Source organism: Bacillus salacetis, assembly GCF_003581585.1.
Lineage (GTDB): Bacteria > Bacillota > Bacilli > Bacillales > Bacillaceae_B > Rossellomorea > Rossellomorea salacetis.
Window position 1 is genome coordinate 23,027 of sequence record NZ_QXIR01000030.1, and the last position, 24,295, is coordinate 47,321.

General features: G+C 44.1%; 20 protein-coding genes. 18 read left to right on the forward strand and 2 right to left on the reverse strand.

Annotated features, from left to right (window positions below; translation table 11 throughout):
- Window positions 1–42: 42 nt before the first annotated feature.
- From accD to D3H55_RS18180, 5 genes are all read left to right on the forward strand, one after another.
- Complete coding sequence (gene accD / locus D3H55_RS18160) at window positions 43–912, forward strand: acetyl-CoA carboxylase, carboxyltransferase subunit beta (RefSeq protein ID WP_119548732.1); 870 nt, start codon at window positions 43–45, stop codon at window positions 910–912.
- Window positions 906–1,886 carry an acetyl-CoA carboxylase carboxyl transferase subunit alpha gene (accA, locus tag D3H55_RS18165; RefSeq protein WP_119548733.1) on the forward strand — a complete coding sequence of 327 codons (981 nt, stop codon included), beginning with the start codon at window positions 906–908 and terminating at the stop codon, window positions 1,884–1,886. Before accD ends, accA begins: the two co-directional genes overlap by 7 nt.
- A 435-nt stretch (window positions 1,887–2,321) precedes the next feature.
- Window positions 2,322–3,281, forward strand: coding sequence for a 6-phosphofructokinase (gene pfkA / locus D3H55_RS18170; protein ID WP_119548734.1), 960 nt, complete (start codon window positions 2,322–2,324; stop codon window positions 3,279–3,281).
- A 53-nt stretch (window positions 3,282–3,334) separates the two neighbouring features.
- Window positions 3,335–5,095 (forward strand): pyruvate kinase, encoded by a 1,761-nt coding sequence (pyk, locus tag D3H55_RS18175; protein WP_119548735.1) that lies wholly within the window; start codon window positions 3,335–3,337, stop codon window positions 5,093–5,095.
- A 155-nt stretch (window positions 5,096–5,250) separates the two neighbouring features.
- Window positions 5,251–5,637: an FxsA family protein gene (locus D3H55_RS18180; RefSeq protein ID WP_119548766.1), complete on the forward strand. Its 387-nt coding sequence runs from the start codon at window positions 5,251–5,253 to the stop codon at window positions 5,635–5,637.
- 342 nt (window positions 5,638–5,979) lie between these two features.
- On the opposite strand, the gene ytvI is transcribed toward D3H55_RS18180, so the two are convergent.
- Window positions 5,980–7,104: a sporulation integral membrane protein YtvI gene (gene ytvI, locus D3H55_RS18185; protein WP_119548736.1), complete on the reverse strand. Its 1,125-nt coding sequence runs from the start codon at window positions 7,102–7,104 to the stop codon at window positions 5,980–5,982.
- A gap of 809 nt (window positions 7,105–7,913) precedes the next feature.
- Here ytvI and citZ point away from each other — a divergent pair.
- The 6 genes from citZ to pnpS all read left to right on the forward strand — a co-directional run bounded on the left by citZ (window position 7,914) and on the right by pnpS (window position 15,034).
- Window positions 7,914–9,032, forward strand: a complete 1,119-nt coding sequence (gene citZ, locus D3H55_RS18190; protein WP_119548737.1) for a citrate synthase — start codon at window positions 7,914–7,916, stop codon at window positions 9,030–9,032.
- Between the two features lie 157 nt (window positions 9,033–9,189).
- A complete protein-coding gene (gene icd / locus D3H55_RS18195; RefSeq protein WP_119548738.1) occupies window positions 9,190–10,458 on the forward strand; it encodes an NADP-dependent isocitrate dehydrogenase in 1,269 nt (422 codons plus the stop codon).
- 87 nt (window positions 10,459–10,545) lie between these two features.
- Window positions 10,546–11,484 carry a malate dehydrogenase gene (gene mdh, locus D3H55_RS18200; protein WP_119548739.1) on the forward strand — a complete coding sequence of 313 codons (939 nt, stop codon included), beginning with the start codon at window positions 10,546–10,548 and terminating at the stop codon, window positions 11,482–11,484.
- Between the two features lie 382 nt (window positions 11,485–11,866).
- Window positions 11,867–12,343 (forward strand): MaoC/PaaZ C-terminal domain-containing protein, encoded by a 477-nt coding sequence (locus D3H55_RS18210; RefSeq protein ID WP_119548741.1) that lies wholly within the window; start codon window positions 11,867–11,869, stop codon window positions 12,341–12,343.
- A 190-nt stretch (window positions 12,344–12,533) separates the two neighbouring features.
- On the forward strand, window positions 12,534–13,253 hold the full coding sequence (locus D3H55_RS18215) for a response regulator transcription factor (protein ID WP_119548742.1): 720 nt from the start codon (window positions 12,534–12,536) through the stop codon (window positions 13,251–13,253).
- Window positions 13,250–15,034, forward strand: coding sequence for a two-component system histidine kinase PnpS (gene pnpS, locus D3H55_RS18220; RefSeq protein ID WP_119548743.1), 1,785 nt, complete (start codon window positions 13,250–13,252; stop codon window positions 15,032–15,034). Before D3H55_RS18215 ends, pnpS begins: the two co-directional genes overlap by 4 nt.
- Before the next feature lie 169 nt (window positions 15,035–15,203).
- On the opposite strand, the gene D3H55_RS18225 is transcribed toward pnpS, so the two are convergent.
- Window positions 15,204–15,485, reverse strand: a complete 282-nt coding sequence (locus tag D3H55_RS18225; RefSeq protein WP_168413166.1) for a hypothetical protein — start codon at window positions 15,483–15,485, stop codon at window positions 15,204–15,206.
- Between the two features lie 168 nt (window positions 15,486–15,653).
- On the opposite strand from D3H55_RS18225, the gene hflK reads away from it, so the two are divergent.
- From hflK to D3H55_RS18260, 7 genes are all read left to right on the forward strand, one after another.
- Window positions 15,654–16,616: an FtsH protease activity modulator HflK gene (gene hflK, locus D3H55_RS18230; protein ID WP_168413167.1), complete on the forward strand. Its 963-nt coding sequence runs from the start codon at window positions 15,654–15,656 to the stop codon at window positions 16,614–16,616.
- Window positions 16,609–17,544 (forward strand): protease modulator HflC, encoded by a 936-nt coding sequence (hflC, locus tag D3H55_RS18235; RefSeq protein WP_119548746.1) that lies wholly within the window; start codon window positions 16,609–16,611, stop codon window positions 17,542–17,544. The genes hflK and hflC overlap by 8 nt, the downstream gene beginning before the upstream one ends.
- 148 nt (window positions 17,545–17,692) lie before the next feature.
- Window positions 17,693–20,320 carry a DNA polymerase I gene (gene polA, locus D3H55_RS18240; protein ID WP_119548747.1) on the forward strand — a complete coding sequence of 876 codons (2,628 nt, stop codon included), beginning with the start codon at window positions 17,693–17,695 and terminating at the stop codon, window positions 20,318–20,320.
- 19 nt (window positions 20,321–20,339) lie between these two features.
- Entirely contained in the window at window positions 20,340–21,164 is an 825-nt protein-coding gene (mutM, locus tag D3H55_RS18245; RefSeq protein WP_119548748.1) for a DNA-formamidopyrimidine glycosylase, read from the forward strand.
- Between the two features lie 204 nt (window positions 21,165–21,368).
- Window positions 21,369–22,001, forward strand: a complete 633-nt coding sequence (gene ytaF / locus D3H55_RS18250) for a sporulation membrane protein YtaF (protein WP_119548749.1) — start codon at window positions 21,369–21,371, stop codon at window positions 21,999–22,001.
- A 22-nt stretch (window positions 22,002–22,023) separates the two neighbouring features.
- A complete protein-coding gene (coaE, locus tag D3H55_RS18255; RefSeq protein WP_119548750.1) occupies window positions 22,024–22,626 on the forward strand; it encodes a dephospho-CoA kinase in 603 nt (200 codons plus the stop codon).
- A 166-nt stretch (window positions 22,627–22,792) separates the two neighbouring features.
- Window positions 22,793–23,815, forward strand: coding sequence for a glyceraldehyde-3-phosphate dehydrogenase (locus D3H55_RS18260; protein ID WP_119548751.1), 1,023 nt, complete (start codon window positions 22,793–22,795; stop codon window positions 23,813–23,815).
- The last annotated feature ends 480 nt before the right edge of the window (window positions 23,816–24,295 follow it).

Consider the following 24,295-nt stretch of genomic DNA (forward strand, 5'->3'; position numbering starts at 1 on the left):
AGGACAGGTACTGACACTAGTGTAAATAAGGAGGTTTCACTCTTGCTTAAGGATCTTTTTGTTAAATCGAAAAAGAAGAAATACGCAACCATCCCCTCCGATGCGGCTAAACAAGACGTACCGGAAGGAATCATGACAAAATGCCCAAACTGTAAAAAGATCATGTACACAAAAGAACTTCAGAAAAACCTGAAAGTCTGCCTTCATTGTGATTTTCATCATAAAATGAATGCATTCGAACGTTTGGACAGTTTCTTTGATGAAGGAACTTTTGAAGAACTGGATGCTGATTTGATATCAGAGAACCCGCTTGACTTTCCTGATTACATAGAAAAGCTGGAAAAAGACCGTGAAAAAACTAATATAAATGAAGCAGTGGTGACGGGTGCCGGAAAAGTAGATGGCTTTGAAGCTGTCACCGCCATTATGGATTCCCGTTTCCGGATGGGAAGCATGGGGTCTGTGGTGGGCGAAAAGATCACAAGGGCTATCGAAGAGGCAGACAGAAGGAATTGTCCGTTCATCATCTTTACGGCATCAGGCGGAGCGCGTATGCAGGAAGGGGTATTGTCCCTGATGCAAATGGCGAAAACGTCTGTAGCCTTAAAAAGATTCAGTGACAACGGAGGATTATTCATCTCTATCATGACTCATCCGACAACCGGTGGAGTTTCAGCGAGCTTCGCCTCACTAGGAGATTATAACTTTGCCGAGCCTGGCGCTTTAATCGGGTTTGCGGGCCGGAGGATCATTGAACAAACAATCAGGGAAGACCTCCCGGAAGACTTCCAAACTGCCGAGTTCCTGTTGAAACATGGTCAGTTGGATGATGTTATTTCACGATTGGACTTAAAAGAGAAGATCTCAAACATCCTGGAGATCCATCAGTGGGACGGTGAATTGACATGGTAAATGAAATGGAATTTGAAAAGCCGGTGATACAGCTTAGAAATAAGATTACGGAGCTGAAGGAATTCACTAAGAAATCCGATGTTGACCTTTCCTCTGAAATTGAAAAGCTGGAAGCCCGTCTGCAAAAGCTTGAAAACGACCTTTATGAGAATATGAAGCCGTGGGAAAGGGTGCAGGTAGCCAGACACCCGAGCAGGCCGACCACATTGGATTATATCAGTCTTCTTTTTACCGATTTCCATGAAATGCATGGGGACCGCCTATATGGAGAAGATGAAGCCATTGTGTCAGGGATAGCTAAATTCAAGGGGCTTCCTGTAACAGTCATCGGCCACCAGCGCGGAAAGGATACGAAAGAAAATATCCGCCGCAACTTTGGGATGCCTCATCCGGAAGGTTATCGTAAAGCCCTCAGGCTGATGAAGCAGGCAGATAAGTTTGGCAGGCCGATTATCTGCTTTATTGATACAAAAGGTGCTTATCCCGGAAAAGCCGCAGAGGAACGCGGGCAGAGTGAAGCCATCGCACGGAACTTGTTTGAAATGGCAGGATTGAGTGTCCCGGTAATCTGTATTGTGATTGGAGAAGGCGGAAGCGGCGGAGCCCTTGCATTGGGTGTCGGGAATCATATTCATATGCTGGAGAACTCCACCTACTCAGTTATATCCCCGGAAGGTGCAGCAGCACTCCTTTGGAAGGACTCTACTCAGGCTAAAAGGGCAGCTGAAACAATGAAAATCACTGCTCCTGATTTGAAGGAACTGGGAATCATTGATGAAATCATCCCTGAGGTAAAGGGCGGCGCCCATAAGGATGTCAAGGAGCAGGCCGGGAACATCGGTGAAGTCCTTAAAGCCTCTCTGGAGCAGCTTGTGCCCCAGACTTCAGAACAGTTAATTCAAGGGCGTTATGAAAAATATAAACTAATGGGTGAATATACTGTTTTAGATGAGCATACTAGGGTAAATTCTTAAGCGTGGAGCCTTTCCACGCTTTTGCTCTTTAAGGGCGGGGATTAATTTGGATGGTGCGGTCCTGAAGCTGGATTTTCAGCGGCACTGTCCGGGAGATCCGGATGTTCAGGGTGAAACTTACAGGATCCGTATGATGAATGGGAGCATGACGAAACGAGACTGTTTTCCTAGCAGGGAAAAACCAATACAGCGATGGTGAAAACGCATTATTTTACAGTTAAACGCTTTCATTAGTGTGAACATTTCGTATTTTTGGCCTGAGGCTCTATATTCGTTGTTTGCAGCCAATCTTCATGTTATTTTAGAAATAATCCCTAGGTATTTTGCCTATAATAATAAGTGTTGATTTTGTATCCCCGAAACTCTTCTTTATTGCTCTCCAAAAAGCTCAAAACAAATTTACTATACATAAAGACATATAAGAGGTGGTTACTTATGAAAAGAATAGGTGTATTGACAAGCGGCGGAGATTCTCCGGGTATGAACGCTGCGGTACGGGCAGTGGTCAGACAGGCTATTTATCAAGGCATCGAAGTATATGGAGTATATCAAGGATATAATGGCTTGATCAACGGAAACATCAAAAAGCTGGAGCTCGGTTCCGTAGGTGATATCATCCATCGCGGAGGCACCATGCTCTATACTGCACGCTGTGAGGAATTCAAGACAAAAGAAGGACAGCAAAAGGGCATAGAACAGCTTAAGAAGCACGGAATCGAAGGTTTGGTTGTAATAGGGGGAGACGGTTCTTACCGCGGAGCGAAAGCACTGACCGAACTCGGTTACCCTTGTGTGGGAGTGCCGGGCACAATTGATAATGATATTCCCGGAACGGAGTACACGATCGGGTTCGATACAGCCTTGAATACAGTCATTGATGCCATCGATAAAATCCGTGATACAGCTACTTCACATGAAAGGACGTTCATTGTAGAAGTCATGGGCCGGAATGCCGGTGATCTCGCACTTTGGGCTGGACTTGCAGGCGGAGCAGAGACGATTCTTATCCCTGAGGACAATCATGATATGGAAGATATCGCGAGCCGTTTGAAAAAAGGACAGGAACGTGGCAAGAAGCACAGTATCATCATCGTCGCTGAAGGAGTCATGAGCGGTAATGAATTTGCTGCCAAACTTAAAGAAGCAACAAATCTGGAAACCCGTGTTTCCGTACTGGGTCATATCCAGCGAGGGGGCTCGCCAACGGCATCTGACCGTGTGCTTGCCAGCCGCCTGGGTTCCCATGCAGTTGATCTGCTTGCGGAAGGCAGAGGCGGAAGAGCAGTGGGAATCGAGAAAAATCAATTGGTTGATTATGATATCATTGAAGCACTGGCTAAGGAACATGTGCTAGATTTGAATATGTACAAACTTTCTAAAGAATTGTCCATCTAATAGAGCCGGCAAGCAGCTTAAAATGACAGGAAATATCCAGGAGGCATGTAGAAATGAGAAAAACTAAAATCGTATGTACTATCGGACCCGCAAGTGAATCGGTAGAAAAATTGACAGAATTGATTGAAGCAGGAATGAATGTGGCCCGTTTGAACTTCTCACATGGTGACCATGAAGAGCATGGGGCAAGGATTAAGAACATCAGGACAGCTTCTGAAAATACAGGGAAGACTGTCGGTATCCTTTTAGATACAAAGGGTCCTGAAATCCGTACCAACAACATGGAAAATGGCGCAATCGAGCTTGAGAGAGGTACAGAAATCATTGTATCGATGAAAGAAGTTCTCGGAACGACTGAAAAGTTCTCCATTACTTATGAAAATTTGATTGATGATGTACACGTTGGTTCCAAGATCCTTTTGGATGACGGGCTGATCGGTCTTGAGGTCATCTCCCTAGATAAAGGAGCCGGAGAGATCAGGACGAAAGTACTTAACTCAGGTACACTGAAAAACAAAAAAGGTGTCAATGTTCCCGGAGTGTCAGTCAACCTGCCTGGAATCACTGACAAGGATGCCAATGACATCCTGTTTGGAATCGAACAGGGTGTTGACTTTATCGCTGCTTCCTTCGTAAGGCGTGCTTCCGATGTATTGGAAATCCGTCAGCTGCTCGAGGAAAATAATGCTGCAAACATTCAAATCGTGCCTAAAATTGAAAACCAGGAAGGTGTCGATAATATCGACGAAGTACTGGAAGTTTCCGATGGTTTGATGGTAGCCCGCGGCGACCTTGGAGTGGAAATCCCCGCTGAAGAAGTTCCGCTTGTACAAAAAGCGTTGATTAAAAAATGTAATGCTTTGGGCAAACCTGTCATCACTGCTACTCAAATGCTTGATTCCATGCAGCGCAATCCCCGTCCTACGAGAGCTGAAGCGAGTGATGTCGCAAATGCCATATTTGACGGGACGGATGCAATCATGCTTTCAGGTGAAACTGCTGCTGGCGCTTATCCGACAGAGGCCGTTCAAACGATGCATAATATTGCCTCCCGTGCAGAAACAGCACTTGATTACAAAGATATCCTGTCAACGCGAAGCAAAGACACAGGCCATAATATGACGGATGCAATCGGACAATCCGTCGCCCATACGGCTATTAACTTATCCGTCAATGCGATTGTCGCTCCGACAGAAAGCGGCCATACAGCCCGCATGATCTCTAAGTACCGTCCTAAAGCACCTATCATTGCTGTGACAGCTAATGATTCTGTATCCCGCAAGCTTGCTCTGGTATGGGGAGTGCATTCTCAAATGGGCAGGAAGGTTTCCACTACAGATGAAATGCTGGAAATGGCCGTTGAGGAAAGCGTGAATTCAGGTGTCATTACCCATGGTGACCGCATCATCATCACGGCTGGTGTTCCAATCGGAGAGTCCGGTACAACGAATCTCATGAAGATCCATGTTGTCGGCGATATCCTTGCAAAAGGCCAGGGGATCGGCCGCAAGACAGCATATGGAAAAGCAGTGATCGCGAAAAATGCTGCAGAAGCCATTGAGAAAGTACAGCCTGGTTCCGTTCTTGTAACTGTCGGAAGCGACAAGGAAATGGTTCCGGCCCTCGAGAAGTGTTCCGCATTGATTACAGAAGAAGGCGGGCTTACAAGCCACGCTGCGGTCGTTGGGATCAATATCGGCATCCCAGTCATCGTCGGAGTGGAAAATGCACTGTCCATTTTGAAGGATGGCCAGGAAATCACGGTTGATTCCTCCAGAGGCGTCATCTACGACGGACATGCAAGCGTATTGTAATGAATATATCCTGTTTGATAAAGTGATGTCTCTCCTTTGAGGCATCACTTTTTTCTTTAATTGTTGAAAAGTTGTCGCAGGCGGGCATCAGCCTGATTTGAATTCATATGATATAATGGTTATAGGTTGTCCAAGAAATGGGGGAATCGGAATATATGAGATACATGATGTTGTTTTTAATCATAGTGCCTGCACTTGAAATCGGGCTTTTAATTCTTTCGGGGCAGGCATTTGGAGTACCCGCAACAATACTATTAATCATTGCCACAGGTATTCTGGGTGCTTATCTGGCAAAGAAACAAGGCCTTCAAGCCATAAGGAATGTACAGGACCAAATCAGGACCGGCCAGCTTCCCGGAGATGTCATCGTGGATGGTCTGTCAATCCTGGTAGGGGGAGTATTGCTTCTTACACCTGGTTTCATCACAGATGCTTTAGGCTTCACGCTGTTGTTTCCGCAGACAAGGAAAATGATCAAACCATTCATCTATAGATTATTCAGGAGATGGATTAACAACGGTAATGTTATAATCTATCGATAGTATTCAGAAGCTTCGTTCTATGAACGGAGCTTTTTTGTGCGTTGAAAGGCCATAGGAGTGAAAAGAGGAAGGCCAGCAGAAGGAAAAGGTGCCTGGAGTGTGTTTAGAGTTTAAAAGAGAGGAACGTATAAGAAATAAGCTCTAGCGGAGTCCAAGTTGGAGGCAGCAGTAAAATCAAAGGTCTCCAGCCGGTTGCCGGAGACCAAGGTAATTTCAAGATAATCAAGAGTATTGACAATAATAGTTCCAAACTAATAAAAATCCACAGAATCTCAGAAAAGCAGTTAAAAGTTTAATGTAACTCACATAATAGTAAAACCTTTCTGAAAAGTCGTGAACCGTTCATTGTTTTATGTCGGGCTTTCCTTTAATGAAAATCCATAAATCATGGAACACTCCGGCATTTCGCAGTGTGGATAGAATCACGAGGGTAACAGGCCCGAGGATAAGGCCTAGAAAACCGACGAGCTTGAATCCTACAAAAAGGGCGATCAAAGTTGCTAATGGATCCAGTCCGATGCTGGAGGATAAAACTTTAGGCTCCATGATCTGCCTTTGGACCACAACGATGAGATAGAGTACTCCCAAGCCGACAGCCAGTCCGATGTTTCCCATGATCAACTCGTAGATGATCCACGGAATGAAGACGGCGCCGGTCCCCAGATAAGGTAGGATATCCACTAATCCACTGACCAGTGCGATAGTGATGGCGTAATCAACTCTTAGGATCAAAAGTCCGATCAGCACAATCACGGCTGTAATTGAAACTAATGTGAACTGTGCACGGATGAAGCCCAGGAGAGCTTTCTTCAAATCGTGAAAGACCCTCCTGCCGCTTGCGGCAGCTTTAACAGGAACATATCTGGAGAACTTCTCCGAGAGATGGTACCAATCTTTGCTGATGAAGAAAGTTGCCAGTGCAGAAAAAATCAGCACTGTGGCCGCATTTGGGATCCACGATACGAGATTGGGCAGTTTCTGAAAGAAGTTCTGCAGGAAATCTCCTGCAGAGGATGCAATCCTTTCGCCAGCTGCCTGGATGTTCTCCAGGATTGCTCCTTGCTGGCCGGCTTCCAAGTCTTTGAACAGCCCGCTGATTTGATGATAAAACGGGATGACTTGTCCTGCAACGAAGTTTTCAAAATACTCCACCAGGGTATCGACATGCCGTGGGACCACATCTGCCAGGTAGTTGGCGCCGGATACGATTTCTGTTATCAGCAATGTAATGAGGCCGATGAACACAGCTATGATCAGTATGAGTGCAATCGCCACAGCCAATCCCCTAGGCATCTTGGCTTTTCCCTCCAGAAAGTTCACGATTGGGTTAATTAGAAGGGCAATTACTAAAGCAATGATGAATGGATATGTCACTTTTGAGATATAGTAGATAGCAATCCCTGTCAATATCACTACTGCTGCAACAAACAAAAATCGCAAGCAGCGGTAAAGAAATTCTAGATTCATTCATTTCCCCCCTGCCATTATTAACGATATATCTCTATTATATTTTAGTTGGGCGCTTTCATGAAAGAAAGATTCATCAGTAAAGGCTGTTTTCGCATAAATAATTCTTTTGAAATCCCTTGGAGCATGGTTATCCTTCAGCTATTGAAGCTTTTTTCTCTCAAGCGGGCTACAGCTCTATCTTTCCCGTTTACAAAGGAATTCTGTTATATCTTATATGTACTTATATGTTTAGTACTGAATAGGAAGACCAGATTCATGAGTAATGCCTGCATATTCTTTCAATTCCTTGTTGTATACTTGGAAAAAGGTATTGAGAAACTATGGAAATTAAATAGTTTCTCTCTATACTATCATCCACAGTCAAATTGATATTTAATTGAAAGATAGTACCCTCATTCGGTTCTGTGTAAACCCTTATATCACAATAGGTTACTGGCATGAACTCGCCAAAACAGCCAGGATTCGAATTAATGGAAATATTATGTTACGATAAGGAAAGAAGAAGGGGAGTTTATTTTTCTAATAAAATAATTAATAGAGAAATTAATTCGTTTTCATTCACAAAAGTCAGATAATTGTTTATAATAGAAAATGAAAGCGCATCCCATAATTCGAATTTCAAGTTTATCCTGAAATCCCTTGGCGGGTGTGCGGTACTATGTTGAGCGAGCGCTCGATAGCGTTTGTTTAATTACATTTATAGTTATTTTTTAAACAAGCCTTTTTTCAAGAGACTTGTATCTCTTAGGAAATAGTTCATCTTTAGTGGACAACTGGCGAAATTTAGATAAAGGAGAGGTTTTTAAATGACAACAACCCGTGGATTAGAAGGTGTTGTAGCTACTACTTCATCAATCAGTTCCATCATTGATGACACCCTTACATATGTAGGCTATAACATCGATGATTTAACAAACAATGCCAGCTTTGAAGAGATCATCTATCTATTATGGAACCTTAAATTGCCTACAGCTTCAGAACTTGAAGAGCTGAAAAAGGACTTGGCAGAGAATGCAGCACTGCCTAAAGAAGTAATCGAGCACTTCAATATGTATCCAATTAAAGAAGTTCACCCAATGGCTGCCCTGAGGTCTGCAGTATCATTGCTGGGGTTATATGATGAGGAAGCGGATGTAATGGAAGAAGGAGCGAACTTCCGCAAAGCTGTTCGATTGCAAGCGAAGATCCCTACCATCGTTACATCTTTCGCGCGCATACGCAGTGGGAAAGAACCGATCGCTCCAAGAACCGACCTTGGTTTCGCTGCTAACTTCCTGTACATGCTTACAGGCAATGAACCTGCTGATATCGAAGTTGAAGCGTTCAATAAAGCTCTTGTCCTTCATGCGGACCATGAATTGAATGCATCCACTTTTACAGCGCGTGTCTGTGTGGCCACTCTATCTGATGTATATTCCGGAGTGACTGCTGCAATCGGCGCTTTGAAAGGCCCTCTTCACGGAGGTGCCAACGAACAGGTGATGAAGATGCTTACTGAGATCGGTTCAGTGGATAATGTTGATTCTGTGATCCGCCAGAAGCTTGCTGACAAAGAAAAAATCATGGGCTTCGGCCACCGTGTTTACCAGCAGGGTGACCCAAGGGCGAAACATTTGAAAGAGATGTCCAAGAAGCTGACTGAACTGAGGGGCGAAAGCAAATATTATGAAATGTCAACGAAGATTGAAGAAATCGTGACATCTGAAAAAGGCCTTCCGCCGAATGTTGACTTCTATTCTGCTTCTGTTTATCACAGCCTTGGCATCGACCATGATCTATTTACACCGATCTTTGCAGTCAGCAGGGTATCAGGATGGCTTGCCCATATCCTTGAGCAGTACTCCAACAACCGCTTGATCCGTCCTCGTGCAGATTATACAGGTCCGGGAAAACAGGAATATATCCCTGTAGAAAAACGCGGTTAATATTTTACAAATAGCTGAATATCTGGTGTAATGACAATGGAAAAGGCTTTGCTGTCAGAAAGCCCTGCCTTTTCTGTCAACTATAATAATGGGTCTGATTGCAAGGGTATTCATACCCTTTATCAGTCCCTTTAATCATGAACTTGGAGGTAATAGTATGTCTGAAGGTCAAAAAATCACTGTTGAAAACGGCAGCTTGAATGTGCCAAACAATCCAATCGTCCCTTTCATTGAAGGTGACGGAACTGGTCCTGATATCTGGGCTTCTGCTTCACGCGTATTAGATGCGGCAGTTGAAAAAGCATACAATGGTGAGCGCAAGCTTGTCTGGAAAGAAGTATTGGCTGGTGAAAAAGCTTATAATCAAACTGGCGAATGGCTGCCAAGCGAAACACTTGACGCGGTACGCGAATATTTCATCGCAATCAAAGGACCTCTTACTACACCAATCGGAGGCGGAATCCGTTCATTGAACGTTGCTCTTCGCCAGGAATTGGACTTGTTCACCTGCCTGCGTCCTGTCCGTTATTTTGAAGGTGTGCCTTCCCCTGTAAAGCGTCCTGAAGACACTGACATGGTCATCTTCCGTGAGAATACAGAGGATATCTATGCGGGCATTGAATATGCCAAAGGTTCTGATGAAGTGAAGAAGCTGATTTCCTTCCTTCAAAATGAAATGGGCGTAAACAAAATCCGTTTCCCTGAAACTTCCGGTATCGGCATCAAGCCAGTATCTGAAGAAGGAACACAGCGCCTTGTCCGTGCTGCGATCAACTATGCAATCTCAGAAGGCCGCAAATCCGTAACCCTTGTACATAAAGGAAACATCATGAAGTTTACTGAAGGTGCTTTCAAGAACTGGGGTTATGAGCTTGCTGAGAAAGAATTCGGCGAGAAAGTATTCACATGGGCTGAATATGACCGCATCAAGGATGAAAAAGGCACAGATGCAGCTAACCAGGCACAATCCGAAGCAGAAGCAGCAGGCAAAATCATCGTGAAAGATGCCATTGCTGATATTTTCCTTCAGCAGATCCTGACTCGTCCTGCAGAATTTGATGTTGTAGCTACAATGAACTTGAATGGCGACTACATCTCAGATGCACTTGCTGCACAAGTAGGTGGTATCGGAATCGCTCCTGGAGCAAATATTAACTACGATACAGGACATGCGATCTTCGAAGCAACTCATGGTACAGCACCTAAATATGCTGGACAAGATAAAGTAAACCCATCTTCAGTCATCCTTTCCGGTGTACTTATGCTTGAACACCTTGGCTGGACTGAAGCTGCAACTATGATTACAAAATCAATGGAAAAAACGATTGCTTCCAAAGTTGTGACATATGACTTTGCCCGTCTTATGGATGGTGCTACAGAAGTTAAATGTTCTGAATTCGGTACAGCATTGATCGAAAATATGTAATAACCATTCCATTCTTGGAATGATATGAATCGGCTTGCATTTATGCAAGCCGATTCTGTTCAAAACTAATAAATGGGGGCGGTTCTTTTGGCTATCAGACGTAAGAAAGTTTCAGTTATCGGCGGAGGATTCACAGGGGCTACTACAGCTTTGATGCTCGCACAGAAGGAATTGGGAGATGTCGTGCTGGTGGATATTCCACAAATGGAAGATCCTACAAAAGGCAAAGCTCTGGACATGGAAGAAGCCGGACCGGTCCAAGGATTCGATGCGAAGATTACCGGCACTTCGAACTATGAAGATACAAAGGATTCAGATATCATAGTCATTACGGCTGGTATTGCCCGCAAGCCAGGCATGAGCCGTGATGACCTGGTTCAGACGAATCAAAAAATCATGAAATCCGTAACCCAGGAAATTGTCAAGTATTCTCCTGAAAGTATCATCATTGTTCTGACTAACCCGGTTGATGCGATGACTTACACTGTATTCAAAGAATCAGGATTCCCAAAAAATCGGGTGATCGGCCAATCCGGGGTATTGGACACTGCTCGTTTCCGCACATTTGTTGCACAGGAATTGAATCTTTCAGTTAAGGACATAACAGGCTTTGTTTTGGGAGGCCATGGGGATGACATGGTTCCGCTTGTTCGATATTCCTATGCAGGCGGGATCCCGCTTGAAAAATTGATATCAAAGGACCGGCTGGATGCCATTGTGGAACGCACACGGAAAGGCGGCGGGGAAATCGTCGGCCTCTTAGGCAACGGAAGCGCCTACTATGCTCCTGCTGCCTCCCTTGTTCAAATGGTGGAAGCGATTTTGAAAGACCAGCGCCGTGTTATCCCTGCTATTGCATATCTGGAAGGAGAGTACGGTTTCGAAGGAATCTACCTTGGTGTACCGACGATTCTTGGCGGCAATGGCCTTGAGCAGATTATCGAGCTTGAATTGGAAGAAGAGGAAAAAGCAGCACTATCCAAGTCGGCAGACTCTGTCAAAAATGTAATGGACGTTTTAAAATAAGAATAATACTAGAAGAAAGAAACCGAATCCGATTGCTTGGATTCGGTTTCTTTTCTTGGGATTAGTAAAAAGGAAGGGGCCAATGTAGAGAAAATAGAATCGTTCAGATGAAAAATAGCAGTATGCTCTTTTCTTATGAAGGACTTCCACTTTCGATTCCGATGCCCGTCTCCGAAGCAGGACACGTGATTTGGAAATGAACCGGGAATCCATATAGTAACAATACATGATGATTCATCCATTATATTGAACTAATTTGAGTATCTTTGAAAATTTCTTCTTTGTAAGGTCATACTATAAATGGTATTATATAAATAGACAGACAATAAAGAGTATTTTTTCTATTCTTAATTGTAAACGGTTACAACGGAGGTGCGCCAGCATGTTATTAGGTAAAAAACGAAAGCCGGGCAGAAAGATTGAAGATATATCAGTTGGTGAAAAGCTGACATTGACAGAAAAGATCGAAGACAAAGATCTGCTGCTGTATCTTGGATTGACCAATGATGCGAATCCTTTATACATACAGCATGACTATGCATCACAGACTCCATTCAAGAAACCTTTGGTACCTGCGGTTATGCTGACCGGGATCATCAGTTCAGCAATCTCTAAATATTTGCCGGGCCCGGGTTCACATATCATGAAACAGGTACTTGAGTTTCCAAAGCCTGTTTACCATTATGATACCATCCAATTTCTCTTTGAAGTGAAGAATATAGACAGCGGAAGTCACCTGGTTACAGTTGATGTAATTGGAACGAATGAGCAGGAAGAGACAGTCATTAGTGGCTCGATTGAAGTTTGTCCGCCACATAAGCTTGAGAAAATGAACGGCAATGCACTTGAAAATTTTTAAATAGCAGAATCAGACTGACCGGATGCCGGTTGGTCTTTTTTTTGTCAATTACAAGGCTCGATCGAAGGAACTTCAGGGGAATTGAGCGATTGGTATGGGAATGTAGGGATTGTTTATATTATAATAAAATCACAATTAAATATTTTTGGATGACGGGGTTTTTAATACAGGTATACGGAGGAACACTTTTATGAGTAAAAAGATTCTTGTAGTTGATGATGAGCAGTCCATTGTCACGCTGCTTAAGTACAATCTTGAGCAGGCAGGCTATACGGTAATCACAGCCTATGACGGTGAAGAAGGCAGGGATTTGGCCTTGGAAGAGCTTCCTGATTTAATGATCCTTGATTTAATGCTTCCAAAAATTGACGGAATTGAAGTATGTAAACAAATTAGACAGCAAAAAGTGATGATACCGATCTTAATGCTTACCGCCAAAGATGATGAATTCGATAAAGTATTAGGACTTGAACTTGGCGCAGATGATTATATGACTAAACCGTTCAGCCCGCGGGAAGTAATGGCAAGGGTAAAGGCGATCCTGCGCAGAAGCCAGGCAGTCATCGATGCAGCCGAACACCTGCGGTCAGAACAAAAGGATTATCTTCAAGTAGGAGAACTGAAGGTCTATCCTGAGCAATATGAGGCTTACTTTGAAGAAGATTTGTTGGAGCTGACTCCGAAGGAATTTGAACTGCTGTTGTACCTTACTGAAAACCGCGGCAGGGTACTGACCCGTGACCAGCTGCTTAGTGCAGTTTGGAATTATGACTTTGCAGGCGATACTAGGATCGTCGATGTACATATAAGCCACTTAAGGGAGAAAATCGAAACAAATACAAAGAAGCCGGCTTATATCAAAACGATAAGGGGCCTTGGCTATAAGCTGGAAGAGCAGAAAGGTTCATGATCAGGTTCAGATCGAGGCTTTTGTTTGCCCTTATCATGTTGATTATTGTGGTGCTTGTCTGTCTTGGTGTCCTTCTGGGCCAGATGTTCAAGAGCTACTATCTTCAATCTTTCAATAACAGGATTGAGAAAGAAGCAAAGCTGGTTGTAAATGAGGTCATAACCGGCCGGCAGCCTGAAGCCGTTTCAAATGAACAGATAGAAGAGATCAGCAGGCTGCTGGATATCCGGGTCACAATTACCGGTGCAGATGGCCGAATCATTAAGGACAGCGGACCTTTTTCTGATATTGATGAGGAAAAGCAAAGCAGTGCCATTTCAGGAATCACGAAAGATTGGAGCAGCAGCCGGGAAGAAAACACCTTGATGAAAAACGGAAGTGATGTTGTCTACTACTGGCAGCCTCTCGAAGGCGATGAGGATTCTTCGTTGTTAATATTGAGTTCCCGTGTAGATATACTGATTGCGGGTTACAAGCAGATTTGGACAGTTTTATCCATATCCCTCGGCCTTGCACTGGTTGTCATCATAATGCTGGGTACCAGGATCACCTCGCGTTATACGAAACCGATTGATTCTGCAACACAGGTGGCGATGGAGCTTGCAAAAGGGAACTACCGGGCAAGAACATACGAGGACCGGATGGATGAAACCAGCATGTTGAGTACATCCATCAATATATTGGCCAGGAACTTACAGGATATGACTTCAGCACAAGAAATCCAGCAGAACCGTTTGACCACACTCATTGAAAACATGGGAAGCGGCCTGCTACTGATTGATCACCGAGGATATGCTGTGTTGACCAACAAGGCGTTCAACGAGTTCTTTGCCATAGATTCTGACCGCACTAACAATAAACGCTACTACGACCTCATCACATTTCCTGAAGTGAATAAATTAGTTGAAGAAATATTTATGACAGAGCAAAAGATCCGAAAACAGCTGCTTCTTCCTCTAAAGATTGAACGAAGGCATTTTGAGGTCTACGGTGCCCCTATAATCGGCATGAAGGAAGAGTGGAAAGGAATTGTGCTGGTCTTTCATGATATCACCGAATTGAAGAAGCTGGAGCAGATGAGGAAGGATTTCGTCGCTAATGTATCCCATGAGCTCAGAACTCCCATTACCTCCATTAAAGGGTTCAGTGAAACGCTATTGGACGGGGCGATGGAGGATAAAGAAACACTGGAGATGTTCCTGAATATAATTTTGCGTGAAAGCGACAGGCTTCAATCATTGATTACTGATTTGCTTGATCTTTCGAAAATGGAAAAGCAGGGGTTTGAACTTAATGCAGCAGAGGCCGATATAGGGGATATACTGGAAGAAGTGAAGGCGATCCTAGAGAATAAGCCGGATAAAAAGGATGTTCAGCTTACGCTTCATAGAGGTGAGGCTGCGATGGCAGAGGTGGATAGTTACCGGATCAAACAAGTCTTCATCAATTTGATTGGAAATGCCCTTACCTATACTCCAAAAGGCGGAGAAGTCTCCGTTTATATAAGCCGTACTGCTTCAAGTGTGGTCATTGAAGTCCGGGACAACGGCATCGGGATTGAAGAAAAGGAAATCCCGCGGATCTTTGAAAGGTTCTACAGGGTTGATAAGGCAAGAAGCCGCGACTCCGGCGGGACCGGACTCGGGCTGGCCATAGTTAAACATTTAATAGAGGCTCACGGAGGAACTATTGAGGTGGAAAGTAAAGTCAAAGAAGGCACTGCCTTCACTGTAACCCTGCCGAAAAAGATTCCTGTGGACAGCTGGGAGAAAGATTATTGAGAAAAAAAGCAACTTTACACAAGCTTTACATTTTTTTCAATGAAGCTTAATAAAAGGGTGTTACTATACTAAGTGAAAACCCCTTCATCCAAGGAGCCATGAAAAGGTGAGAACTGACCCCGTTCTCACCTTTTTCTATTATTGTGTTATCCTCACTTGCCTTTTTCCCTTATCTTAGCACCAGCTTTTTTTCCTGTGGTGCAGTTTTGATTAGCAATTGTTCAGTATTAGGTACTATTTGGTTTTCAATGAGGAGGCAGGAGCCAGGAAGTGCGGAATAGACGTAATTCTCCACAGGGGGGTGCTGCATCATTCTGATCAGCTGCATTCCCGCCTCACCATGCGTGCTTTCCGGCTCCTCCCTGTGATCAGTCAGCATCTTTTCAAGGGGCAGGCGGCATTTCTTTATCTCATGAGAATCGGCACACCCCAGTCCACTTCTGCTATGCATTCCTTTCAATCAGTCATTCCCTTGTCTCTATTGGTCCTAATGAGCCATTTACCTTATGGAAGAAAAACCTATCAAAACAGGCTGTTGGTTTTCATTATTGTAATATAATTGAAACCTTTTTGTTATCCAGCCCGTATAGAAGGTATCGAGATTGAAAGGGGAATGGAAATGAGCCTGAAGCAAATTTATAAGGTTACGGGACTGGTGGCAGGAGCTGTTATACTGATTTTGGTTCTGTTCACATCCTGGTTTACTGTCGATGAATCCGACCAGGCTGTCGTCCTGACATTTGGGGAGGCCGGTCAGACAATTACAGAATCCGGCTTGAAGTTCAAGATGCCTTGGCCGATTCAGACAGTAGAAAAATTATCAAAGGAAACATACAGCCTCCAATTTGGCTATGAAGAAAAAGACGGTGAAATCACTGAGTTTCCTAAAGAAACGAAGATGATCACTGGTGACGAGTATATTGTACTGGCTGACTTAGTTGTTCAGTGGAAAATTACGAATCCGGAAAAATATTTATTCAATGCAGAAGATCCTAAAGAAATTCTCTACGATGCAACTTCTTCATCATTGAGAAGCATCATAGGGAGCACTGAAATTGATGAAGCGCTGACTTCAGGGAAAGCAGAAATCGAAGCGAATGTCAGGGATCTTCTCGTAACATTGGTGGAAAAATATGATATCGGCGTTTCAGTGACCGGAGTCAAACTTCAAGACGTTGAGCTTCCTAACGAAGATGTGCGGAAAGCCTTCACTGATGTAACGGATGCTCGTGAAACCATGAATACCAAAATCAATGAAGCTGAAAAATATCAGAATCAAAGGCTGAATGAGTCACAAGGTGAAAAGGATGCAATCCTTTCCAGAGCGACAGGGGATAAAGCTGCCCGTATCGAGCAGGCTCGGGGGGATGTAGCGGTCTTTGATAAATTATATGCTGAATATAAAGGGAATCCGGAGATTACAAAGCAGCGATTGATCTTGGAAACTCTTGAACAGGTTTTACCCGATGCAGAGGTTTATATCATGAATGATGAAGGAAACACAATGAAATATTTTCCGATTCGCCCGTTAGAAAAAGAGAAGCCTGTCCAAGGTCAAGAAGGGAATGCTGAAAATGAGTGATTCCAATATTACCAATTTAAATGAGAAGAAGAAGCCGGATATCGAATGGAGGAAGTACACGAAGGTTGGCATTTTCCTCATATCCGTGATAGCTGTATTGCTGCTGGTACTGCTGAATGTTTTCATCGTTAAGGAAGGGGAATACCGGGTTGTACGCCAGTTTGGTGAAGTAGTCCGGATTGAAGAGGAACCAGGGCTTAATTATAAGATTCCTTTCATCCAGACCGTATCCACCCTCCCAAAATATCAAATGACCTACGATGTTTCCGAAGCAGAGATCAATACAAAAGACAAAAAAAGAATGCTGATCGATAATTATGCCGTCTGGAGAATAGAAGATCCAATCAAGATGATTTCCAATGCAAGGAATGTCATCAATGCAGAAACAAGAATGGAAGAGTTCATCTATTCGGTTGTACGTGCCGAGCTTGGTAAGCTTAACTATGCAGAAGTCATCAATGATGAAAAATCTGCCAGGGGAAGCCTCAATGACAGGGTGACCGAGAGAGTGAATGAACTTCTGGATAAAGGGAATTATGGTATCGCAGTAACAGATATCAGAATGAAACGGACCGACTTACCTGAAGCAAACGAGAACTCCGTCTATACCCGGATGATTTCTGAAAGGGAAAAAACCGCTCAGGAGTATCTTTCCAAAGGAGATGCCCAGAAACAGAGAATCATGGCAGATACCGACCGGGAAGTCACTGAACTGCTCGCCAAAGCAAAGGCGGATGCCAATGTCATCAGGGCAGAAGGTGAGTCAGCGGCTGCCAAGGTATATAATGAATCCTTCTCCAAGGATCCTGAGTTCTATCAGTTATTCAGGACGCTTGAATCGTATAAAAAAACCGTTGATGGGGAAACAGTCCTGGTCCTTCCATCCGACTCTCCGTACGCCAAGCTGCTGCAAGGCTATACAGAGTAGATTCAAACTAAATACGTAAGCTGGCAAGCCTGCCATGAACAGGGCCGTTATTTTTCCTTTCTATTCTGAACATGATAGAATGAAGGAAAGATAGCGGTTCTTTTGTCGTATTTTCAACGGACAAAAACCATGACCAGGGAGGTTCATTATGAAGAAAAAATTAGTTCTTATCGACGGTAACAGTATCGCGTACCGTGCCTTTTTTGCCCTGCCCTTATTGAACAATGATAAAGGGGTACATACAAATGCGGTCTATGGTTTTACCACCATGCTGCAGAAGATCATGACAGATGAAAAGCCGACGCATATACTTGTCGCGTTCGATGCAGGAAAGACAACCTTCAGGCATAAGACATACGGAGAATACAAAGGGGGAAGGCAGAAGACGCCGCCTGAACTCTCTGAGCAGTTTCCTTATATCAGAGAATTGCTTGACGCCTATCAGATCCCAAGGTACGAACTTGAGAATTATGAAGCAGATGATATTATCGGAACCCTTTCCCTGCAGGCTGAGAAGGACGGGTACGAGGTGAAGATCATTTCCGGAGATAAGGATTTGACACAGCTCAGCTCTGAAACAACGACGGTTGGGATCACACGAAAAGGAATCACGGATATTGAGATGTATACACCTGAACACATCATGGAGAAGTGGGAAATCACCCCTGACCGGATCATCGATATGAAAGGTTTGATGGGTGACAGCTCAGATAATATCCCTGGAGTGCCGGGGGTAGGAGAGAAAACGGCCATCAAGCTGCTGAAACAGTTTGGAACCATTGAAAAGCTCCTGGACTCCATTGACGAAGTAAGCGGAAAGAAACTGAAGGAAAAGCTTGAGGAAAACAAAGATCAGGCAGTCATGAGTAAAGAACTTGCCACGATTCTGCGTGAGGCTCCTGTAAAGGTGACTGTAGAAGAACTCAACTATGAAGGAAGCGACGATAAGAAGCTCAAAGAGTTTTTCAAAGAGCTTGGCTTCAACTCCCTTTTGGAGAAGATGGGAGAAACAGTGGAAGAAGAGCAGGATCTGCAGGATGTTTCTTTTGAAATATTGACTGAAATCAATGATGGGCATCTTAAAGAGGACTCCTCTCTGTATATTGAAGTGATGGAAGATAATTATTTCAACGGTGAGATTGTTGGAATCAGCATGAGAAATCAGTCCGGTAATTACTTCTTTACGCTGGAAACGGCCCTTTCTTCCAAAGCTTTCAAAGAGTGGGCGGCGGATGAATCCATCAAGAAATCCGTATACGATGCCAAAATGTCCATCGTCTCTTTGCGACGCCAGGATATTAAACTGAACGGCGTCGATTTCGACTTGCTGATTGCTTCCTACATACTCAATCCGGCTGAATCCGCTGACGACTTTGCCTCTGTTGCAAAAAGACACGGTGCTTCTGCCATTGAATCAGATGAGGCGGTATATGGAAAAGGTGCCAAACGGAAGGTGCCGGCTGAAGAGAAACTGGCAGAGCATCTCGCTAGAAAAGCGAATGTAGTTTATGAACTGAAGAGCATATGTGAAGAATCACTAAAGGAAAATGATCAGTATCAGCTGTTTACTGATCTGGAGCTGCCGCTGGCCATCATTCTCGCTGATATGGAGTATACGGGTGTCGCAGTGGACGTGGATCGTTTGAAAGAAATGAAGGAAGAGCTCGCAAACCGACTTGATGAGATGGAAAAGAAAATCCATGAACTGGCCGGTGAGGTTTTCAACATTAATTCGCCGAAACAATTGGGTGTGGTTCTTTTTGAAAAGCTGGAACTGCCAGTCATCAAAAAGACGAAAACGGGATATTCCACCTCTGCAGATGTTCTTGAAAAGCTGCAGTCCAAGCATGAAATCGTGGAGCACATCCTGAATTACAGACAGCTCGGTAAATTGCAGTCCACCTATATTGAAGGCCTGTTAAAAGTGGTCCATGATGACGGCCATAAAGTCCATACACGATTTAATCAGGCATTGACCCAAACAGGCAGGCTCAGCTCAACCGATCCGAATCTGCAGAATATTCCTATCCGTCTGGAAGAAGGCCGGAAAATCAGACAGGCCTTTGTGCCGTCTGAAAAAAATTGGCTGATGTTCGCTGCCGACTATTCGCAGATTGAACTGCGTGTCCTGGCTCACATTGCAGGTGATGAAAAGCTGATCCATGCTTTCAATGAAGGTATGGACATCCATACGAAAACAGCAATGGATGTTTTCCATGTCGATGCAGACAGTGTCACTTCCAATATGAGAAGGCATGCCAAGGCTGTCAATTTCGGTATTGTCTATGGAATCAGCGACTTTGGCCTTTCCCAAAGTTTGGGCATTACCAGGAAAGAAGCCGGGGAATTCATTCAAAGGTATCTGGACAGTTATCCAGGAGTCAAAGAATATATGGATGACATCATCAGCGAAGCGAAACAGAAAGGGTTCGTCAAAACCCTGCTGCAAAGACGCAGATATATACCGGAAATCACGAGCCGGAATTTTAATCTCCGCAGCTTTGCTGAGAGGACAGCGATGAATACCCCGATCCAGGGAAGTGCCGCTGACATCATCAAGAAAGCCATGATCGATATGGCTGAAAGGCTTGAAAAGGAAAATCTTCAATCCCGCCTGCTTCTGCAAGTGCACGATGAATTAATTTTTGAAGCGCCGGAGGAAGAAATTGAGCGATTAAAAGAAATTGTACCTGATGTAATGGAAAATGCAGTAGAACTGAATGTTCCATTGAAAGTGGATTATTCATACGGACCTACTTGGTATGATGCAAAATAATGAAACTGGGGTGATCTGAGTGCCGGAGCTGCCGGAAGTGGAAACCGTCAGAAGAACCCTGGCGGAATTGGTGACTGGAAAGAGAATTAAGAGTGTATCTGTTTTTTGGCCGAAGATGGTCAAGCTTCCCGATGAAGTGGAAGAGTTTAAAGTGTCGCTGCAAGGTGAAACCATTCAGGGGGTCGACCGCAGAGGGAAATTCCTCGTCCTGCAAACGGATCACTTCTCCCTTGTTTCGCATCTCAGGATGGAAGGCCGTTATGGGGTGTTTCCAGGTGAGGAACCTGTCGATAAACATACCCATGTCATCTTCCACTTTGAAGACGGATCGGAATTAAGGTATAAGGATGTCAGGAAATTCGGTACCATGCATTTGTTTCCCAAGGGAGAAGAAGGATTGAGCCTGCCTTTATCACAGCTGGGCCCGGAACCGTTTTCCCCGGGATTCACCGTCGGCTACCTATCAGGGAAACTTGCCAAAACCGAAAGGGCTGTCAAAGCAGTGCTGCTGGATCAGACTGTCCTGGTCGGACTTGGAAATATATACGTGGATGAGGCCCTTTTTCGAAGCGGTATTCATCCTGCCAGAAAGGCCAAGTCGATAAAAAAAGCAGAATTGATAAAGCTTCATAAGGAAATCGTGGATACTTTGAGTGAAGCGGTCGAACAAGGCGGGAGTACGATCAGGTCTTATGTGAACTCCCAGGGACAAATAGGCATGTTCCAACAGCAGCTGTTTGTCTATGGCCGAAAGGGCGAAGGATGCAGAACCTGCGGCAAACCGATTGAAAAGAACGTAACGGCCGGCCGGGGAACCCACTTTTGCCCTAATTGCCAGAAGTGATGTTTGCCCTTTTTCAGGCAGGTTCCCGGCAATCATATAGGTAAACCTTGAACGCTGCACTGACAATGTTCAAAAGCTCTTAACAATTGATAAGCTCCCCCCATATACTATCGTAGTTTTTAATGTAACGGGGATGGCCGGAGACAGAATCGGTTTCCGGTTCTCAACACTACTGTTAGATGTACGGGGGAGGAGCTTTTCAACATGAGTGGAGCATATTTGTTATTCATGCTTGCGTTCGCAGTCAGTCTCGACAGCTTCAGTACAGGGCTGACTTATGGACTGAGGAAGATGAGGATACCGATGAGGTCAATTGTGATCATTTCCTTTTGTTCTGCAGGCACGCTTTTGGCTGCTATGTCCATTGGAGGAGCAGCGGGAAATATCCTGCCGGAAGGAATTGCCGATAAAATCGGCGGACTGATTTTAATTGCACTTGGTGCTTTTGTCCTTTTGCAATTCTTTCGTTCCGGAAAAGACTATGCTATTGATGAAGAGAAAATCTTATTTAATTTTGAAATAGAATCGATCGGGCTCGTCATAAATATTTTAAAAAGGCCGACGGCGGCTGATTTTGACAGATCAGGAACCATTACCGGAGTGGAAGCTGTTATGCTGGGGCTCGCTTTGTCCCTCGATGCATTCGGTGCAGGACTCGGTGCGGCATTATTGGGGTATTCCCCCCTCTTGCTGGCCTTTACGGTCATGATCATGAGCGTGGTGTTTTTGTCGGCAGGTTTACAGATCGGCAAGAGTTTCGCTCACATGGGCTGGGTACAAAAAGTTTCCTTTCTGCCGGGGGTGCTCTTGATATTGATTGGCGTGCTTCGCTTCTGATGTGAAGAAAGGGATGACTTAAATGAAGGCAATTATCGGCCTTACTGGCGGGATTGCCAGTGGCAAGAGCACTGTATCGAAGCTCCTTGTTCAAAAGGGGTTTTCGGTAGTGGATGCGGATGCCGCCGCCCGGAAAGTCGTGGAACCTGGAGAACCTGCGCTTGGAAGGATCATCGAGGCATTTGGCAAGGGAATTCTGCTGTCCGATGGATCATTAAACCGGGCGGCTCTTGGTGATATTATCTTTAATGATGAAAAGCGGAGAAAAGAATTGAACGGTATCGTTCACCCTGCAGTTAGGGCACAGATGCTGTCCGAGAAGGATATGGCATTCAATAACGGAAAGAACACAGTCATTATGGATATTCCTTTGCTATATGAAAGTGACTTATCCTGGATGGTCGATAGAACCATTGTTGTATATGTTGACAGGGAAACCCAATTAACCAGGCTGATGGAGCGAAATTCTCTGGCTAAGGCAGAAGCATTGGCCAGGATTGAATCCCAGATGCCGCTGGAGAAGAAAAAAGAGCTTGCTGAAGCTGTACTGGATAACAGGGGGACAATTGAAAGCACACTGGCGCAGCTGGACGATTTGATTGTCCACTGGAATCTTGTGCCCTAAAAGAAGCTGAAATGGCTTCTTTTTTTATTTCAAGGACATAAGATTCTGAATAATTAATCATTTAAAATATGCGAATTTATCATTCCACTTTTTCATAAATATGTTATACTATTGCTAATTGAATCACACAAACAGTATAACGTTTATATAGAGGGGAGCCGAATTAATGAAGGCGAAAATTGCAATCAATGGGTTTGGGCGTATTGGAAGAATGGTGTTCAGAAAAGCGATTCTTGATGAGAATATTGATATTGTAGCGATAAATGCAAGTTATCCTGCGGAGACTCTTGCACACCTTATAAAGTATGACACAAATCATGGCACATTCACTGCTGATGTTTCGTCAGAAGAGAATGCCATCATTGTGAATGATAAACGTGTTAAATTGATCAGCAACCGTGATCCAAGGGAGCTCCCTTGGAAAGAACTTGAGATTGACATAGTGATCGAGGCCACGGGTAAGTTCAATTCCAAAGATAAAGCAAGCCTGCATCTTGAAGCCGGTGCAAAGAAGGTCATCCTGACCGCACCTGGTAAAAATGAAGATGTAACGATTGTTATGGGAGTAAATGAAAGCGCTCTAAATATTGATGAGCATGACATCATTTCCAATGCATCTTGTACAACAAACTGTCTTGCGCCAGTGGCAAAGGTACTCGATGAACAGTTTGGAATTGAAAATGGGCTGATGACCACGGTCCATGCGTATACGAATGACCAAAAGAACATTGATAATCCCCACAAAGATTTGAGAAGAGCAAGAGCTTGCGGCCAGTCCATCATCCCTACGACAACAGGTGCTGCTAAAGCGCTGTCGCTGGTACTTCCTCAACTGAAGGGCAAGCTTCATGGCATGGCACTGCGGGTTCCGACGCCGAATGTATCTCTTGTCGATTTGGTTGTTGATGTAAAAAGGGATGTAACAGCTGAAGAAATCAATGAAGCATTGATTACGGCTTCACAAGGGTCCCTGGATGGAATCCTGCAATTCACGACGGAACCTCTAGTATCCATTGACTTTAATACAAATCCTCATTCTGCCATCATTGACGGGCTTTCGACAATGGTCATCGGCGAACGCAAAGTCAAGGTGCTTGCTTGGTATGATAATGAGTGGGGCTATTCCTGCCGGGTTGTCGACCTTGCAAAATATGTTGCTCAGCAAATGAAAACGAGTGTAAACGTATAAAACCTTATAGAAGAACCGGGATTTCCGCCGGTTCTTTTTTTTGGCTCTTTTCGTAAACATTGTTGCTATTCAATATAATTTTCAAATAATATCCTGGTAAATCGCCGTAAAACCCCTGTGAGCAGGAAAGAAAAGAGCTGCTCGTTCTTTTTGGGAGTAAAGCTTTGAATACAGGGGAAAATCCGGTACCTGGGATATTTCCGAAAGCAACAATATATGCGAACATACCCTTCTGGGAAAGCGCATATCAAGGGTGCAGATGGGAACATGTTGAAAAAGGATGAAGCGGGTGGATAATCAGATAGTAAGTGATAAAAATCCTTTAAGAAGGCGCCTTCCAAGTTCCTTGATTTTTAAAAACCTCTTGGCGGGAAAATAATTGTTTTTTTTATTGCAAATCTGAAATAAACAAAGTATACTATTTTTCGTGAACTTCTTGAACGCAATTGTATAAATTGTTAACTACTTAAAGGGTTAGGA